This window comes from Pseudomonas sp. GM79 (assembly GCF_000282495.1).
Lineage (GTDB): Bacteria > Pseudomonadota > Gammaproteobacteria > Pseudomonadales > Pseudomonadaceae > Aquipseudomonas.
Genome location: NZ_AKJE01000078.1, coordinates 51,882 through 66,299, shown reverse-complemented (window position 1 = coordinate 66,299; position 14,418 = coordinate 51,882). Strand labels below are relative to the sequence as shown.

The following is a 14,418-nucleotide window of genomic DNA, read 5'->3' as shown; positions in this document are numbered from 1 at the left end:
CGTCAGCGTGCTTCGGCGCATCAATTCGGGAACTGGATACCTTCGAATTGCGCCAGGGTGGTGTCAAAGGCTCTCTTTGCCGCCACTTCCAGGGGCAGCTTGCGCAACTCGGCGGAAATCAGCTCGACACCCCAAGGCCCGCGGTAGCCGACATTGACCACTTGTTGGATAAACGCCGGCACATCCAATACACCTTCGCCGCAGAGTTTGCGGTGGTGCGTCGAGTCGTTGAACAGCGTTTCGACGATGGCGTGGTTGGCGTCATCCAGCTCGATGGACTTGATCAATTCCAGGGGGATCTTGGCGATTTCATCGAAGCTCATGCCGCCACGCGCTACGTGCCAGGTGTCCACCAGAAGGCCGCCGTTAGGGCGCACGTTCTCGGTCACTGCAATAGCGCGGTCGATGGTGCAGACGCTGGAAAACGGCAGAAACTCGATCACTACGTTGACGCCGAAGGGTTGAGCCCGGTCGCATAACAGGGCAAAGGTTTCGCGCATGCGCGGCACATCAGGCGGCCCGTCTTCGAACAGACCACCGGCGACCTTGAGACTGCGCGCGCCCAGTTCGCCGGCAATTTCCAGCAGCTCGTCGCGCATTTTGTCCGACGCCGCGCGGCGCTCTCCGTCCAGGTGCCAGTCGGTCAGGAACTCGACTTCCACGTGTTTGATGCCGTTGTCCTGGAGAATGTTGCGCACCGTTGAAATGCCCAGCTTGTCGACGTTATGCAGCAGGTCGGCATGGACGAACCCCATGCCGCGCCAGCCGGCTTTCGAGGCGGCTTGCGCTCGATCCTGCAGGGAGAACGGGCTGATTTCGCTGGGAGCGCCTGGATAGGTATCGCCAGCGAGGGTCCAATAGGCAGCAAGGAGTTCGATATTTTTAGTGGGCATGACGATCACTTATGAGTGGTTTGAGAACGGTCAAAGACAGTTGTCGGTTAATCAGAGCGGGGTCAGAACAAAATCCCAGTTGACCGCCAGGAACGGCACAGGCAGGTCGTAACGTTCGGCGATAGCCGGGTCGCTTTGAGTGGTGAACTCGGCGATCAATTCTTTCTTCACGCCAAACACGGTGTCCTCGTGCAAGTACTGGCAGTCGGGCGTGAAGATATGTGTGATGACCTGGTCGTATCCGTTGGCGGTTACGATGAAATGCAGATGTGCTGCGCGATTCGGGTGCCGGCCCAGATCACCCAACAGCTTGCCTACGGGACCGTCGGCAGGGATCGGGTAATGGCGCGGCTTGACGGTGCGGAACGCGTAATAGCCATCGGCATCGGTGGTGAACAGCCCGCGCAGGTTGTAGTCCGGTTGCACACCTTTCTGCTGCACGTCGTAGAAGCCATCGTCGTTGGTCTGCCAGATATCCAGGGTGGCACCGGCGATCGGCCGGCCGGCCGTATCCAGCACCCGTCCGCTGACAAGCGTCGGTTCACCCTTGCCGTCCAGGCAGATGTTCGCGCCATTCTCGTAGTGCGGCGCATTGGCCACATAGAACGGACCGAGAATGGTATTGGGCGTGGCACCCTTGGGCCGGCGATGGTTGATCGCGTCGACCAACATGGTCACACCCAGCACGTCCGACAGCAGGATGTACTCCTGGCGCCAGTCGGTGCACATCTGACCGGTCTGAGTCAGGAACTCGATGGCCTTGAACCACTCCTCGTGGCTGGGTTCGATTTCCTTGATGGCTGCATGCAAATGCCGGGTCAGCACCGCCATGACTTCTGCCAGGCGCGGGTTGGCGTCAGCAGAGATGCGGGCATTGACGATTTCGGCGGAATGTTCCTCTTCGAAAAGGCCGCCAATGGCGATGTCGGTGTCCAGGTGAGCAGTCATGATTCGAGATCCTTGATCGTTATTCTTGAAGGCCGGCCGGCTTTTAAGGTTGGGCGCCGGCATGCGCAATGGCAGTTCTCAATACGCTTGCACTTCGGGAGCACGCCATTTACGGCCGTTGAAGCGCTGCTTCATTTGCTGTTCGATTTCTTCCAGGGTCAGCCCCTTGGTTTCCGGCAACCACAGCGTGCAGAAGACGATCGAGCCGATGTTCACCACGGCGAACAGGAAGAAGGTCATGCCACCCATCACACTCAGCAGAACCGGGAAGACGAAGGCGACGATGGCATTGAAGATCCAGAATACGCTCACTGAAATGCCATTCATCAAGCCCCTGGCGTGGGTCGGAAACAGCTCCGACATCAACAGCCAATACACCGGGCCGATGCACATCTGCATGAAGAACAGGAACACCAGCACGCCGGACAGTGCCAGGTAACTTTGCACGAGCGAATGCGGCATGAAGTTGAGCACGACACCAAGGAAGATTTGCGCCAGTACCACGACGGTCAGCCCCAGCAGCAGCATCGAGCGACGACCCATGCGGTTGATCACCCACATGCCGATCAAGGTGGCGATCACCGAAACCACGCCATTGCCGATGGTGGCGATCAGTGCGGCATTAGTGCCCATGCCGGTCTCTTTGAGGATCATCGGCGTGTAGTACATGAACGCATTGACGCCGGTGAACTGGATAACGAAACCCAGGCCGATACCAATGGCGAGCAGCTTGAGCAACCAGGGTTCGTTGAGCTTGCCGAGCACGCCGGTGTGGTGCCGTTCGACGTTGCACTGGGCAATGATTTCCTTCAGCTCACGGTCCGCCTCGCGCTGGGTGTCACGGATACCAGCCAAGGTTGTTTTGGCTTCTGCGATACGACCTTTACTTACCAGCCAACGGGGTGAGGTCGGCACAAAATGCATCCCGACGTACAGCAGCACCGCCGGGATCAGCGCAATGGCGAGCATGTAGCGCCAGATGAACGGACTGTCGAACAGATGCGCCAGGCCGGCGCTGGTGATGTAGGCCAGGCACTGTCCGGAAACGATCATCAACTCGCTCTGGCAGACAAGCCGACCGCGGTGTTTAGGGGCCGCCAACTCGGCGATCAATACCGGAACGGTCGATGACGCGCCGCCGACGGCAATACCCAGAATGAAACGGGTGATGACCATGGTCCAGATATCAGGCGCTACAGCCGTACCCAGCGCACCCAGTGCAAACAATATGGCCAGGGCCTTGAGTACACCGAGGCGACCATAGCGATCGGATAATTGACCCGCGAACAGTGCGCCGAAAGCGCCACCAAATATCAGCGAGGACGCCACCAACCCTTCCGTCATGGGCGTCAGGCCAAGGCCTCCTTGACTGACATCAAGCGTCATGAACGGCAGCGCTCCGGAGATCACTCCGGTGTCGTAACCAAATCCCAGCGACCCCATGGTGGTGATGGCTGCGATACGCCAAAGAATCTTTGACGAAGCACTGGAGGCATTTTGATTGTTGGACATGAGGTCAACCTTATTGAAATTATTTGTACGCTCAGTGGAATTGAGACTACTGCCATTGAAACGGAAAAAAAATGCCTCTATGGCAAATGTGTTTTCCGCTGGGTGGAAAACTGTAGTCAGCCCCGCCACGGTTCGGGTCCATTGATCGTGGCGGGGCATTGCCGGGCTAGAACTTCGCCTGGACCTTGAGACCGGCGATCACTGCAGCGTCGATTTCCCGCACACCACCGGGGTATTTCACGTACTGCAGGTTAGGCCGTACGGTGAGCCAGTTGGTGACGTGGAACCCGTAATAGATCTCGCTGCTCACTTCGTTGTACTGCAGGGGCAGATAGGCGGGATCCTCGTAATCGGCAATGCCGTTCTGTTCATTCTGCAGGCGTGCACGCTGGCGGAAGTCCGAGTTGGTGTGGACCTGCGCGATGCCCACGCCCAGATCATCTTTTGGCCGGCCATCGAACGGCCCCTTGTAGACGATGCCCGCCTGAACGAAATGATCGACCCGGCTGGTGGCCTTGTCGTGTGCAGTGAAGTTGGCAAACACCGAAAGTCCACGCTGGCTGTCGCCGTCGCGAGCGGTCAATTGCTGCTGGGCGACAAACCAGTAACCGTGACGGCTGGAGTGCTGTTTGAACTGATCGCCAGTGGAGGGCTGGGGGTTGCCATTGCGATCTTCCAATACGTCATCGGCGTTGGCCGTGCTCTTGTAATAGCCCAGCCGATATTCTCCGGGCAGCGAATTGACCGTGGGGCTCCAGACCAACTCAACCGGTATCAGCGCGCCTTTGGTGCCGCTGCCACTGAGCTTGAAGCCGTTACCGGTTTCCAGGTACGAGGGGTTCTGCTCGAAGACCCCGACCTGTGCATACCATTCGGGAGCGAACTGGTAGCGTGCGCGCAGGGCCCATTGGCTGACAGGCCAGTTGTACCAAATGTCGCCAATCCAGTTCGCCGCCTGGGCGCCACAGAACGGCGTACTCTGGAAGTCGCACGGGAAACTGTTGAAGTCCGAGCCTTCGTCGAAGCGGCCAAACTTCAGGTCCAGCGCGCCGTCCAGCCAGCCTTTACTGAGCCACATTTGCGTCAGGCGCCAGGTTTGCCCACGACCGTAAACTTCCTGGCTTGAGGAGTAGCCTCCCACTCGCGGATCAGCGATGCGATCGTTGGTCAGGTTGCGTCCGTCACGCTCGGTGACGGTGAACTGGAACTGCGAATTTTCCCAACCGAGGATTTTTTGCAGGTCGGCCTTGAAACCCAGCGCATATTGCTCGGTCCAGCGCGCCGTATGATCTTTGTCATAACCGCCGCGCATGTTGACGGCCATTTCCCCGGTGTAACCCAACTCGATATCAAGTCCCTTGTCCAGCCAGTCACTGCGCACGCCATTCCAGTCACCGGTCATCCAGCGCGAATCACTGGAAAAGGCTTCATTGGCGGCATTTGATAAATTGGGAACCAGCAGGCAAAAGCTGACCGCAACCGTGCACTTGGCAAAGTTTTTCATGGGCTTAACGTTTCCTTATTATTAGATTTGTTTTTAAACGCGCAGGCGAACGCAGACGCCTTTATTGTCGTGTTGTTGAGCACTATTCAAACGGAGGGAGCAACTTCTCTTTGAACAAGAGAAGTTCAACCGATCAAGCGGAACGGAGCATAGTTTGCACTTGCTGCACTGAATACCATCAAAAAAATAAATGTGTATTCCGTCCAGCGAGAAACTGCGTTAGCGCGTCCAGTAGCGTTCGTACTCGTGCTCGACAAAGTCCGCGAGCAGAAAATCGATAAATACGCGCAGCTTGGTTGGCATGTAACGACGACTTTGAAAAGCCATGTTGATGGTCAGGCGCGGCAAGTCCCAATCATCCAGCACCGGGATGAGGCGCCCCGCTACCAGGTCGGCATTGATGATGTACTTCGGTTGCACCAGGATGCCGCCATGGGCCAAGGCCGCCGCGCGGACAATCTGGCCGTCGTTGGTTTCCAGAATAGGGTCGACCTTGACCACCCGTTCTTCATCGCCTTTGGTAAAGCGCATGACCCGGGGCTGGTTGGCGTGGCTGTAAATCAACAGATCGTGATTGGCCAGATCGTCGATGGTCTGCGGCGTGCCCTTGCGCTGCAGGTAACCGGGTGAAGCGGCCAGCACCCGACGCGTTTCAGCGAGACGGCGAATGGTGATGTTGGAATCCGGCTCGTATTCCTTGGTCCTGATCGCCAGATCGATTTCGCTGTCGATAATGTCGTAATAGCGGTTTTCACCCAGCACTTTGACGGTGATATGCGGGTACTTCTTGCGAAACGCCGGGATCAGCGGCGCGATATGCAGCATGCAGAACGAGATTGAAGAGGTAATCGTCAGGGTGCCGACCGGCTGCACCAGCGATTCGCTGAGCGAAGCCTCGGCTTCCTTCAACTCACCGAGCAGGCTCTTGCAGCTCGCATAAAATTGATGACCGGAGTTGGTCAGAGCCAGGCGTCGCGTGTTGCGGTCGATCAACCTGACGTTGAGCCGTTGCTCCAATGCCACCAGGTGCCTGCTTGCAGCGGCATTGGATAATCCAAGTATTTCTGCCGCCTTGGTCAAAGTCCCGACCTCTGCCGTGGTGACAAACAGTTCCAGCTCGGTCAGCCGATCCATTCAGTGCTCCGTTTTTATTTTTTCATATATGAAATAAAGAATTTCGTAGACGGCCTTTTTCAACGCTGTGCGGAACTATAACGTGCAGCGCTATGACCTGAAAAGAGCGGCCCAAGACGTTTCTCGCCAATCGCCGAGCGTGCTTGGGCTTAAGAAAATCAAGGAGTCAAGATGCGAAATCTGGACGAAGCGACCATTACACAAGCCGTATTGGCGCGTAATAGCAGCACCGCTGATGCGCGCTTGTGCGAGGTAATGACCAGCCTCGTACAACATCTTCATGCCTTCGCTCGCGATATCAAACTCACGGAAGAAGAATGGCGAAGCGGCATCGATTTTCTCGAACAAGTGGGCAAAGCCTGCTCGTCCGACCGCAAGGAGTTTGTGCTGCTGTCACACACGTTGGGTCTGTCGACCCTGGTGCTGGCTCAGAATGACAGGAAGCCGTCGGGTTGCACTGAGGCGACAGCCTTCGACGTGCAACAGATTCACAACTCCACGGTGTATGACCTGGGCGCCGACATCAGTGCCGGGCTCCACGGCGCCAAAGGGTACATGCGTGGCACCATTCGTGACGCCAAAGGCAATCCGGTGCCGTCCGCTACCCTTCAGGTCAGCCAGGCAGGTGGCGACTTGAATAATCCTGTGACGAGCGATACCGAGCGCGCCTTGCTACAAGCCGACCCGCTCGGCCGATACTTTTTTTCCACCGTTGTGCCGCAAAGTCACTGCGTACTCCATGACGGCCCTGTCGGCACGATGCTCACCGCACTCAATCGCCACGCCTGGCGCCCGGCACACCTGGAGTTCGTGATCAGTGCCCCCGGTTACAAACGGTTGGTCACCCACGTTTTCCGCGAAGGTGATCCCTACCTTGATTCCGATGCTGTGTTCGGCGTGCGCTCGTCACTGATCACCCACTGGGCTCAACAACCTCCCGGCGAAACTCCCGACGGGACTGTCAGCAGCGATCCGTTTTATACCCTGCAATTCGATTTCTTCCTGGCGAAGGCGTAGTCGTCAATTCCATTGTCAATGCCAATCCCGAGAGTCCCATGAGCACCGAGCCGTCCATTACTGAATTAATTTCATCGTTGGAAGAACTGCGTTATCAAGCGATGCAAAGTAATGATCTGGAGAACATTCAGCGTTTACTTCATCCCGAACTCAGTTATGTCCACTCCAGTGGCAAAGTGGATAACTGCGACAGTTTTTTGAAGAACTTGCGTGATGGACTTTCTGTCTATCACCGAATTCAACACGTTGTTCATAAGGTTTATCAATCAGGAGACACCGCCATCGTCTTTGGCGAAATGGTTGCCGATATCACTTCCCATGGCGTGGCTAAAACGATCCAAAACCGAACGTTAAATGTCTGGCTGAGGACAGGAATGAATTGGCAATTGTTTGCCTATCAACCGACCCCTATCGCCACCCGTTCATCATCCCTACCTGTTTGCGGAGAATAGACATATGCCCACGTCCCCTTTTATTTATAACGGCCAACCATCGCGCGTCATCTTCGGCCAAGGTTCGCTGCAACAGTTGGAAGCGGAAATCGATCGACTGGGCGCCAAGCGTGCGCTAGTCCTCTGCACGCCAGAACAACGCCCCCAAGCCGAAAATATTGCCCAATTACTCGGCAGCCGTGCAGCGGAGATTTTCGACAAAGCCGTCATGCACGTGCCCATCGAAACGGCTCGTGAAGCCCGCGAACTGGCACGCAAGCTGGGCGCCGATTGCGCGGTGGCCATTGGCGGCGGCTCAACCACTGGTCTCGGCAAGGCCATCGCGATGGACTCCGGGTTGCCTATCCTGGCGATTCCTACCACTTATGCCGGCTCTGAGATGACGCCGGTATTCGGCCTGACCGAAAACGGCCTCAAGCGCACCGGCAAAGATCCGCGCGTGCTTCCAAAAACCGTGATCTACGACTCGGAACTGACCGTCAGCCTGCCCGTCGACATGTCCATCACCAGCGGCATGAACGCCATTGCCCACGCCGCCGAAGGCTTGTATGCCCAGGACGGAAACCCGGTGATGTCGCTGATGGCCGAGGAAGGCATTCGGGCGCTTGCCGCCGGCATGAAAACCATCCGTCAAAACCCGGGCGATCTCGACGCCCGCGATGACTGCCTGTATGGCGCCTGGCTCTGCGGTACCGTGCTCGGCAACGTCGGCATGGCGTTGCATCACAAGCTTTGCCACACCCTGGGCGGCAGTTTCAACTTGCCCCATGCTCAGACCCATACCATCGTGTTGCCGCATGCTATTGCCTACAACCAGTCTGCCGCTCCGGCCTTGTCGCGCATTTGCCGAGCGTTGAACGTTGAGGATTGCAGCCCGGCGGCGGCACTGTTCGACCTGTCCAGCTCACTGGGCGCACCGACCCGGCTGAAGGACCTGGGCTTGACCGAGGCCGACCTCGATCGAGCGACGGACATTGCCTTGTCCAACCCCTACTGGAACCCTCGACCGATTGAAGCAAAGGCCATCCGGCAGCTGCTGCAAGATGCGTACGAGGGCGTTCGCCCGGCATAAACAGGATGAGTCAGTAAGGCAGATTGAACGGCGTGACGATCTGCACTTGTGAAGATGCAATCGGCCCGGCCTTCCACAGGCGATGAAATTGCAGGATATGCAGGAACACGTGGCGAGCATCGATCTGCAGATTGTGATCGATGATCGCGGCGATTTTTTCCTCGGCCAGTAGCTGCCGGTTTTCCTCGTCGAGGTCGTGGCCGATAAACACCTCAAGCGGCCGATTCAGTGCGGCGAACGCGTCGACAATCGCCCGGTTGCCCCCGCCCACGCTGTAGACCGCCTTGAGATCGGGGTGCTGTTTCAGCGCCTCGATCACGCGCTCGAAGGTGCGATCGTAAACCCCGTAGCCACCGCTGATATCCATTACTCGCAAATGGGCGGCACGGCTGCGCAGCCACATGCGAAAACCCATCTCTCGCTCTTCTTCACCGCGAAACAGCTCACTGCCGATCACCACGGCGACGTCCTGCGGCTGTGGCGCCAGCCACCGCGACAGCAGGTACGCGGCGGTCTGCCCGGCTGTGCGGTTGTCCATGCCGACATAGCCGATGCGCTCGCTGTGCGGCAGGTCCGTGACCAGCGTGACTACCGGAATACCAGCCGCGGCCAATTGCTTGATCGCCCGGTTTACCGCCGGCTCGTCGGCGGCCTTGAGCACCACGCCCTGGCTGCCGGTACTTGCGCAGCGCAGTAACTGGTCATGCATCGCCTGTGGCTCGATTTCTTCAAACAGGTGAAACCGCGGCGCGATGCGAAACGGCGCCAGGCTGCTCAATTGCGCGGTCATCGCCGCCTGCACCGCCGCACTGAAGCGTTGCGGCGTGTGCATGATCACGTCGACATGGAACGTACGCCCTGCCGCCAGCCCATTCTTTTCCTGAGCCTCCAATTCGTTCAGGGCCTGCTCGATGCGGCGGTGGGTCTGGTAATGCACGCTGCCGCGCTGGTGCAGCACGCGATCGACCGTCGCCTTGCTGACGCCCGCCTGGGTGGCGATCTGCTTGATGGAAAAGTGTTTGGCACGTTCGAGCATCGTTTTAAGCCTGAGGTTTTCTTGAGGTTTTTTTGGGCATTACTGAGGTTTTGCCAATGCTAGTCTCAGTTTCGCCAGGCGTCGAGCCGGCGCAAGGACAACAACGCTCATAACAACAAGAAGCCAGGAGAACCACATGCCTCAAACCGACCTCACTACCTCGTTCCGTGACCAGTACTTTGTCGTCACCGGAAGCACCCAAGGCCTCGGTGCAGCGGTCGCCCACACTCTGGCGCGCCGGGGCGCCGCCGGTCTGATCATTTGCGGGCGCCGCGCAGACCAGGGCCAGGCCCAGGTGCGCCAGTTGGCGGAACTCGATTGCCAGGCATTTTTCGTCGAGGCCGACCTGGAGCGAGTCGAGGATTGCCGTGCAGTGATCGACGCCGCCCGCACCCGCTTCGGCACCCTCCATGGGCTAGTCAACTGCGCCGGCATGTCGGACCGCGGCACCATCCTCGACACCTCCCCTGAACTGTTCGATCGCCTGTTCGCGGTCAACGTGCGAGCACCGTTCTTCCTCATGCAGGAAGCGCTGAAACTGATGATCAGCCAAGGCGTGGAAGGCGCCATCGTCAACATCCAAAGCATCGTCAGCCACGGTGGGCCGGCGTATCTGACCGCTTACTCGGCGTCCAAGGGTGCCCTGGCGATCCTGACCAAAAACGTGGCCTTCAGCGCCCTGCACAACCGCATCCGGGTCAACGGCCTGAACATCGGCTGGATGGACACGCCCCATGAAGACGAGATCCAGCGCCGCTACCATGGTGCCGAGGATGGCTGGCTGGCGACTGTCGAGCGCGCGCAACCTTTTGGTCGCCTGCTCAAACCCGAGGAAGTGGCGCAGAGCGTTGCGTTCCTGCTGTCGCGCGAATCGGGAATGATGACCGGCACCGTCATCGACCTGGAACAAGGCGTGATCGGCTGCGGCGACGACACCGCCCCACGGCCCGCCAACCCGCTGAGCCTGACGGGAGACGCGCTATGAATCAGCCGCTGTCAGCGTTTGTGGGTGCCGATTCAGTGCAGTTGCAGGACTTCGCCAGACTCTGCGAACAACAGGTCAAAGCCGAGGACTATGCCCACTGCAGCGACGTACAAAACAATGTGCCGATCTATCACGCGCAGACCTTGCGCGATGGCAATCGCGCAGAGGTGCAGAGCGAGTTGCACCGACTGTTTCGCGACGGCCCCGGGGTCATGGTTGTACGCCAGGGCTATGCAGACCTGGGCGTGGTCGATCGCCACAGTCAGGTGTTCGAAGCAATCTTCGCCAAGGAAGCCGCCCAGGGCCTCACCGCCGATCACTTCGCCAAGGCCGGCAGCAACGGGCGCATCTGGAATTCGTTGCAAAAAGCGGCGCTGCAATCGCCGTCGTCTTTTGTCGAGTACTACGCCAACCCGCTACTGGCGCTGATTGCCGAGGCCTGGTTGGGCCCCGGCTTTCAAATCACGGCACAGGTCAACGTGGTGCACCCGGGCGGCCAGGCGCAACAGCCCCATCGTGACTATCACTTGGGTTTCCAGACAGAGGACGTGGTCGAGCGCTTCCCGTTGCCCCTGCATGCGCTGTCGCAGTACCTGACATTGCAAGGGGCCGTGGCCCACTCCGATATGCCGCTGGAATCCGGACCCACCCTGCTGTTGCCGTTTTCCCAGCAATACGCGCTGGGTTACCTGGCCTGGCGCCGCGCCGAATTCATCGACTACTTCCAGCATCACGCCGTACAGCTGCCGTTGAACAAGGGCGACCTGCTGTTCTTCAACCCGGCGCTGTTTCACGCTGCCGGCACCAATCACACGCCGGATCGCCAGCGCATGGCCAACCTGTTGCAAATCTCCTCGGCATTCGGCAAGCCCATGGAAACCGTGGACCGCGAACGCATGATGTTGGCGCTCTACCCCTGCCTGCTGCAGCGGCTGGCGGATCAGGTACTGGACGCGCAAGAGCTGGACGCTGTGATTGCCTGCACCGCCGACGGCTACGCCTTTCCCACCAACCTGGACACCGATCCGCCCCTGCACGGCCTGGCCCCGCAGACCGGGCAGCAACTCATGCTGCAAGCGCTGACGGAACGCTGGACCTACGCGACCTTTGCCGAGCGCGTAACGCAGATGAGCGCCAAGCGCCAGGCATGAGCCAATTTCAAACGTGTTCAAAAACAACAACAAAACCGGACTGAAACCATGAAAAAACGACTCCTGACCTACCTCTTCGCCGCCCTCTTCACCCCCTTGGCACTCGCCGATATCCGCATCGGCGTCAGCATCGCCCAGGTAGACGATGTGTTCCTGGCGCAAATGCGCGACTACATGGCCGCCCACGCCAAGGATCTGCCGGGGGTGACTCTGCAATTCGAAGACGCCCAAGGCGATGTGGTGCGCCAGCTCAACCAAGTGCAGAACTTCACTGCCCAGGGCATGGACGCGATCATCGTCAACCCGGTGGACACCGCCGCCACGCAAAAGATGACGGCCGACGCGCAAGGTGCCCACGTGCCGCTGGTCTACGTCAACCGCCGCCCCGATCAGGCCGAACTGCCGCCGGGTGTCGGCTACGTGGGCTCGGACGAGATCAAGGCCGGCGAAATGCAAATGCGCTACCTGGCGGAAAAAATGGGTGGCAAAGGCAATCTGGCGATCATGCTCGGTCTGCTCTCCAACAACGCCACCCACAACCGCACTCAAGGGGTGAAGGAAGTGCTCAAAAGCTATCCGGATATCCACGTGGTTGAAGAACAAAGCGCCGAGTGGCAGCGCAGCAAGGCCATGGACCTGATGAACAACTGGATCGTCTCGGGCAAGAAAATCGATGCCGTGGCCGCCAACGCCGATGAAATGGCGATCGGCGCGGCGATGGCCATCAACCAGGCAGGCATGCGCTCAGGCAAGGACATCCTGGTCGGTGGCAGCGACGGCGGGCCCGCTGGCCTGGACGCGATCAAGAAGGATCAACTGCTGGTGACCGTTTACCAGGACAACAAAGGCCAGGCCATCGGGTCGATCGACCTTGCACTGAAGATGATCAGGAAAGAACCCTATACGGCACAGTTGACCATTCCCTATCAGCTGATTACCAAGGCCAACTATCAGGACTTCCTTAACCCTTGAATGGGACGAGACTGCACCGCCTCCCTCTTGCGGCGGGTCAACTGACGCCGTGCGGGAACCCGCTGCCGAGAGAGCGCAAAACGGGTCTCGAAAAACCCGTCCACCGCGGTGTATGAGATCTAAGGCAGGGGATCGAACTTCAAGTCATTGAGGCTCTGTACTTTGTCCTCACGAACCATTTTGTACTCGGTATTTGGGCCGATCCAGCGATCCCAGATCCCGTCGATCTCCCCGGCTTTTTCCATCGTCGCCAATGATTCGTTGACCTTGGCGAGGAACGCCGGCTCATCCCTGCGCATGCCCGCGCCAATCGGTTCGAGCGCCATCGGTTCCTTGGCGAGTGCCAATTCGACACCACTAGCCTTGGCTTGATTGACCAACTTCAAGGCCGTCATGGTGTTGGTTACCAGACCCACGACCTTGTTCTGTTGCAAGGCCATGTAGGCCGAGCCGGTGTCCTGGAATGTCACCGGCGTGGCCCCGGCCATTCTGATCGACTGCTCGGACGTGGAGCCTTTGGTGGAACTGATGCGCTTGTCCTTGAAGAAGCTTTTCGGCTGCTCAGCGTTGGCGGCACGCACCACCAGGGTTTCCTTGGCGATGTAGTACGGATCACTGAACTGGATCTGGTCCGCCCGGGTCTTGGTGTAGGCCAGGTTGGCGAAAATCACGTCGACGCGCCCCATTTTCACTTCAGGAATCCGTGCTTCGACGGACAGCGGCTTGAGCTCCAGTTCCACGCCCATGGTCTTGGCCAAGGCCTTGCACAAATCGACGTCCATCCCGACCAATTCGCGGGTTTTCGGATCCGGGGCGGAGAACGGTGGCACGTCGGCGTACACCCCACAGCTCAACGACTTCCTGGCCATGATGTCGCTCAATTGATCGGCCTGCGCGACCGCAACAGCCAAAGGACCTAACGCCAGCGAGACAAACAGATACTTCATACGCATGAAAAAACTCCTGGGATTGGAAAGTCGGATGGCAGAAGAAGCAAAACCGTTGCGACTCAGTGAGCGCGCAAATCGGCGATAAAACGTTGTGCGCGTGGATGCGTCGGCTGGCTGAAGAAATTCTCGGGCGTGCTCTTTTCCAGAATCTGACCCGCGTCCATAAACCAGATGGTGTCGGCGACTTCACGGGCAAAGTTCATCTCGTGGGTCACGCACATCATGGTCATGCCCTCCTTGGCCAAGCCTTTCATCACACTCAGCACTTCACCGACCATTTCCGGGTCAAGGGCACTGGTGGGTTCATCGAACAACATCACTGGCGGCTCCATCGCCAGCGCCCGGGCAATCGCCACCCGTTGCTGCTGACCGCCGGACAACTGCGCCGGATAGGCCCCGGCCTTGTGGGCCAGGCCAACCCGATCCAGCAATTGCATGGCTTGCTGCTTGGCGGCCGAGCCTTTCAGGTTGCGGATTTTGCTGGGCGCCAGGGTGATGTTTTCCAGCACCGACAGGTGCGGAAAAAGATTGAAGCTCTGGAACACGAAACCCACCCGGCTGCGCAGTCGATTGATGTGAGCGTCAGTGCCGTGAACATCCTGGCCGTCGAACAGGATCTGGCCTTTCTGGATGTCTTCCAGGCGATTGACCGTGCGGATCAGCGTCGATTTTCCGGAACCGGACGGGCCGCACAACACCACCACTTCACCGTGTTTCACTTCGGCGGTGATGTCAGTCAGTGCGTGGTACTCGCCGTACCACTTGTTGATGTTCGAAAACATGATCATTGGA

Annotated in this window: 14 protein-coding genes; 6 read left to right on the top strand and 8 right to left on the bottom strand. The window is 58.5% G+C overall.

All coding sequences use genetic code 11. The features are described from left to right. Window positions 1–20: 20 nt before the first annotated feature. The 5 genes from PMI36_RS08820 to PMI36_RS08840 all read right to left on the bottom strand — a co-directional run bounded on the left by PMI36_RS08820 (window position 21) and on the right by PMI36_RS08840 (window position 5,991). Window positions 21–893, bottom strand: coding sequence for a sugar phosphate isomerase/epimerase family protein (locus PMI36_RS08820; protein WP_008073794.1), 873 nt, complete (start codon window positions 891–893; stop codon window positions 21–23). Between the two features lie 51 nt (window positions 894–944). Continuing rightward, window positions 945–1,841, bottom strand: coding sequence for an intradiol ring-cleavage dioxygenase (locus PMI36_RS08825; protein WP_008073791.1), 897 nt, complete (start codon window positions 1,839–1,841; stop codon window positions 945–947). Window positions 1,842–1,919: 78 nt separating this feature from the next. Beyond that, window positions 1,920–3,353: a sugar porter family MFS transporter gene (locus PMI36_RS08830; protein ID WP_008073789.1), complete on the bottom strand. Its 1,434-nt coding sequence runs from the start codon at window positions 3,351–3,353 to the stop codon at window positions 1,920–1,922. Window positions 3,354–3,519: 166 nt separating this feature from the next. Continuing rightward, the gene (locus PMI36_RS08835) at window positions 3,520–4,857 is read right to left on the bottom strand and encodes a carbohydrate porin (protein ID WP_008073788.1); all 1,338 of its coding nucleotides are present in this window, start codon (window positions 4,855–4,857) and stop codon (window positions 3,520–3,522) included. Window positions 4,858–5,076: 219 nt separating this feature from the next. Further along, window positions 5,077–5,991: a LysR family transcriptional regulator gene (locus PMI36_RS08840; protein WP_008073785.1), complete on the bottom strand. Its 915-nt coding sequence runs from the start codon at window positions 5,989–5,991 to the stop codon at window positions 5,077–5,079. A gap of 171 nt (window positions 5,992–6,162) precedes the next feature. On the opposite strand from PMI36_RS08840, the gene PMI36_RS08845 reads away from it, so the two are divergent. The 3 genes from PMI36_RS08845 to PMI36_RS08850 are packed head-to-tail and all read left to right on the top strand — an operon-like array spanning window position 6,163 to window position 8,532. After that, window positions 6,163–7,008, top strand: coding sequence for a dioxygenase (locus PMI36_RS08845; RefSeq protein ID WP_008073784.1), 846 nt, complete (start codon window positions 6,163–6,165; stop codon window positions 7,006–7,008). 38 nt (window positions 7,009–7,046) lie between these two features. Then, the gene (locus tag PMI36_RS30855; RefSeq protein ID WP_008073780.1) at window positions 7,047–7,460 is read left to right on the top strand and encodes a nuclear transport factor 2 family protein; all 414 of its coding nucleotides are present in this window, start codon (window positions 7,047–7,049) and stop codon (window positions 7,458–7,460) included. Window positions 7,461–7,464: 4 nt separating this feature from the next. Continuing rightward, window positions 7,465–8,532, top strand: a complete 1,068-nt coding sequence (locus PMI36_RS08850; protein ID WP_008073778.1) for a maleylacetate reductase — start codon at window positions 7,465–7,467, stop codon at window positions 8,530–8,532. Window positions 8,533–8,542: 10 nt separating this feature from the next. On the opposite strand, the gene PMI36_RS08855 is transcribed toward PMI36_RS08850, so the two are convergent. Continuing rightward, window positions 8,543–9,568, bottom strand: coding sequence for a LacI family DNA-binding transcriptional regulator (locus PMI36_RS08855; RefSeq protein ID WP_008073777.1), 1,026 nt, complete (start codon window positions 9,566–9,568; stop codon window positions 8,543–8,545). 136 nt (window positions 9,569–9,704) lie between these two features. On the opposite strand from PMI36_RS08855, the gene PMI36_RS08860 reads away from it, so the two are divergent. From PMI36_RS08860 to PMI36_RS08870, 3 genes are read left to right on the top strand one after another with little or no spacing between them, the layout of a single operon-like run. After that, entirely contained in the window at window positions 9,705–10,553 is an 849-nt protein-coding gene (locus PMI36_RS08860) for an SDR family oxidoreductase (protein WP_008073776.1), read from the top strand. Beyond that, on the top strand, window positions 10,550–11,704 hold the full coding sequence (locus tag PMI36_RS08865) for a phytanoyl-CoA dioxygenase family protein (RefSeq protein ID WP_008073775.1): 1,155 nt from the start codon (window positions 10,550–10,552) through the stop codon (window positions 11,702–11,704). The genes PMI36_RS08860 and PMI36_RS08865 overlap by 4 nt, the downstream gene beginning before the upstream one ends. Before the next feature lie 48 nt (window positions 11,705–11,752). Further along, on the top strand, window positions 11,753–12,676 hold the full coding sequence (locus PMI36_RS08870) for a sugar ABC transporter substrate-binding protein (RefSeq protein WP_008073774.1): 924 nt from the start codon (window positions 11,753–11,755) through the stop codon (window positions 12,674–12,676). Window positions 12,677–12,795: 119 nt separating this feature from the next. On the opposite strand, the gene PMI36_RS08875 is transcribed toward PMI36_RS08870, so the two are convergent. Further along, a complete protein-coding gene (locus tag PMI36_RS08875) occupies window positions 12,796–13,629 on the bottom strand; it encodes an ABC transporter substrate-binding protein (RefSeq protein WP_008073773.1) in 834 nt (277 codons plus the stop codon). A gap of 56 nt (window positions 13,630–13,685) precedes the next feature. Continuing rightward, on the bottom strand, window positions 13,686–14,414 hold the full coding sequence (locus PMI36_RS08880; protein ID WP_177319499.1) for an amino acid ABC transporter ATP-binding protein: 729 nt from the start codon (window positions 14,412–14,414) through the stop codon (window positions 13,686–13,688). Window positions 14,415–14,418: the final 4 nt, after the last annotated feature.

What these genes read in the sequence shown, in the direction of transcription:
- PMI36_RS08820 (WP_008073794.1), bottom strand. Translation starts at nt 893, where the DNA reads ATGCCCACTAAAAATATCGAACTCCTTGCTGCCTATTGGACCCTCGCT.
- PMI36_RS08830 (WP_008073789.1), bottom strand. Translation starts at nt 3,353, where the DNA reads ATGTCCAACAATCAAAATGCCTCCAGTGCTTCGTCAAAGATTCTTTGG.
- PMI36_RS30855 (WP_008073780.1), top strand. Translation starts at nt 7,047, where the DNA reads ATGAGCACCGAGCCGTCCATTACTGAATTAATTTCATCGTTGGAAGAA.
- PMI36_RS08870 (WP_008073774.1), top strand. Translation starts at nt 11,753, where the DNA reads ATGAAAAAACGACTCCTGACCTACCTCTTCGCCGCCCTCTTCACCCCC.
- PMI36_RS08855 (WP_008073777.1), bottom strand. Translation starts at nt 9,568, where the DNA reads ATGCTCGAACGTGCCAAACACTTTTCCATCAAGCAGATCGCCACCCAG.
- PMI36_RS08865 (WP_008073775.1), top strand. Translation starts at nt 10,550, where the DNA reads ATGAATCAGCCGCTGTCAGCGTTTGTGGGTGCCGATTCAGTGCAGTTG.
- PMI36_RS08835 (WP_008073788.1), bottom strand. Translation starts at nt 4,857, where the DNA reads ATGAAAAACTTTGCCAAGTGCACGGTTGCGGTCAGCTTTTGCCTGCTG.
- PMI36_RS08880 (WP_177319499.1), bottom strand. Translation starts at nt 14,414, where the DNA reads ATGATCATGTTTTCGAACATCAACAAGTGGTACGGCGAGTACCACGCA.
- PMI36_RS08850 (WP_008073778.1), top strand. Translation starts at nt 7,465, where the DNA reads ATGCCCACGTCCCCTTTTATTTATAACGGCCAACCATCGCGCGTCATC.
- PMI36_RS08840 (WP_008073785.1), bottom strand. Translation starts at nt 5,991, where the DNA reads ATGGATCGGCTGACCGAGCTGGAACTGTTTGTCACCACGGCAGAGGTC.
- PMI36_RS08860 (WP_008073776.1), top strand. Translation starts at nt 9,705, where the DNA reads ATGCCTCAAACCGACCTCACTACCTCGTTCCGTGACCAGTACTTTGTC.
- PMI36_RS08825 (WP_008073791.1), bottom strand. Translation starts at nt 1,841, where the DNA reads ATGACTGCTCACCTGGACACCGACATCGCCATTGGCGGCCTTTTCGAA.
- PMI36_RS08845 (WP_008073784.1), top strand. Translation starts at nt 6,163, where the DNA reads ATGCGAAATCTGGACGAAGCGACCATTACACAAGCCGTATTGGCGCGT.
- PMI36_RS08875 (WP_008073773.1), bottom strand. Translation starts at nt 13,629, where the DNA reads ATGCGTATGAAGTATCTGTTTGTCTCGCTGGCGTTAGGTCCTTTGGCT.